At 64.0% G+C, this 1,305-nt stretch carries 1 protein-coding gene and 1 pseudogene; both read left to right on the plus strand.

Features of this window, described 5'->3' with window-relative positions; translation table 11 throughout:
- Positions 1-98 precede the first annotated feature (98 nt).
- Positions 99-1,058 carry an IS4 family transposase gene (locus ISP15_RS18365; protein ID WP_404549448.1) on the plus strand — a complete coding sequence of 320 codons (960 nt, stop codon included), beginning with the start codon at positions 99-101 and terminating at the stop codon, positions 1,056-1,058.
- Positions 1,055-1,305, plus strand: a pseudogene (locus ISP15_RS18370) (IS4 family transposase); the annotation flags it as partial. The gene ISP15_RS18365 and the pseudogene ISP15_RS18370, both read left to right, overlap by 4 nt.

The raw sequence follows: 1,305 nt of genomic DNA on the forward strand, positions 1-1,305 counted from the left end.
CAATGCCGCTCAGTTAAGCAAAGGCCCTGCGGGGCCTTTGCTGTTTTGTAGAGTATGAGTCTGTTGATAGAGCGGCACGCGATGCCGAAGGCAGACCGATGCTACTGGAAGCCTACCTGCAAGATACCCATGAGCTGGCCACGCCAGACCAGTGGAAGGTGGTGCGCGATAGCCTGCCGCAGAGGTGGGTGGAGGAAGCCCTGCAGGCGACGGGTGTGGCGACGCTGCGAAAACGTCGATTGCCGATGGAGCAAGCGGTGTGGCTAGTGTTGGGGATCGCCCTGTTGCGCGATCGCTCGATCCTGCATGTGGCCGATGCGCTGGAGATAGCGTTGCCAGGAGAAGGCATCAGCTCCAGTGCATTAAGCCAGGCGCGTCAACGCTTGGGTTCGGAGCCCCTGGCATGGCTGTTTCACCATACCGCGGCACAATGGGGCCATACGCAGGCCGGTCGCCACCGCTGGCAGGGCTTGTCGCTGTATGCGTTGGACGGCGTGGTCTGGCGGACTCCCGACACGCTGGACAATCGCCGGCACTTTGGCAGTCAGCATAACCATCCCGGGCATCAAAGTCCGTTTCCGCTGGTGCGCATGGCGTGCCTGCTGGATGCCCGCTCGCGCCTGCTGGTCGATGCCCGCCTGGACACCTACGCCACCAGTGAATACACCTTGGCCGCGCAGCTATGGCCCCAACTGCCGCCGGACTCGTTGGTGATGGTGGACAAGGGATTCTACTCAGCCGGCCTGCTCTGGCCGTTGCAACAACAAGGACGACATGGGCTGATCCCGGCCCGTGCCGGCCTGAAGGGCGAGGTCATCGCTACGCATGGTCCCGGCGATGTGTGCTTACGCATGAACGTCTCGCCGCAAGCGCGCAAGAAAGACCCCTGCCTGCCGCTCACCTGGGAGGTGCGCGCCATCACCCGCCAGCTCGATGGCCAACCGCGCACCGTGTTCACCACGCTGGATGATCCACAACGCTGGGGCGCNCCTACGCCACCAGTGAATACACCTTGGCCGCGCAGCTATGGCCCCAACTGCCGCCGGACTCGTTGGTGATGGTGGACAAGGGGTTCTACTCAGCCGGCCTGCTCTGGCCGTTGCAACAACAAGGACGACATGGGCTGATCCCGGCCCGTGCCGGCCTGAAGGGCGAGGTCATCGCCACGCATGGTCCCGGCGATGTGTGCTTACGCATGAACGTCTCGCCGCAAGCGCGCAAGAAAGACCCCTGCCTGCCGCTCACCTGGGAGGTGCGCGCCATCACCCGCCAGCTCGATGGCCAACCGCGCACCGTGTTCACCAC

Source organism: Dyella jejuensis, from assembly GCF_044904675.1.
Classification (GTDB): domain Bacteria; phylum Pseudomonadota; class Gammaproteobacteria; order Xanthomonadales; family Rhodanobacteraceae; genus Dyella_B; species Dyella_B jejuensis.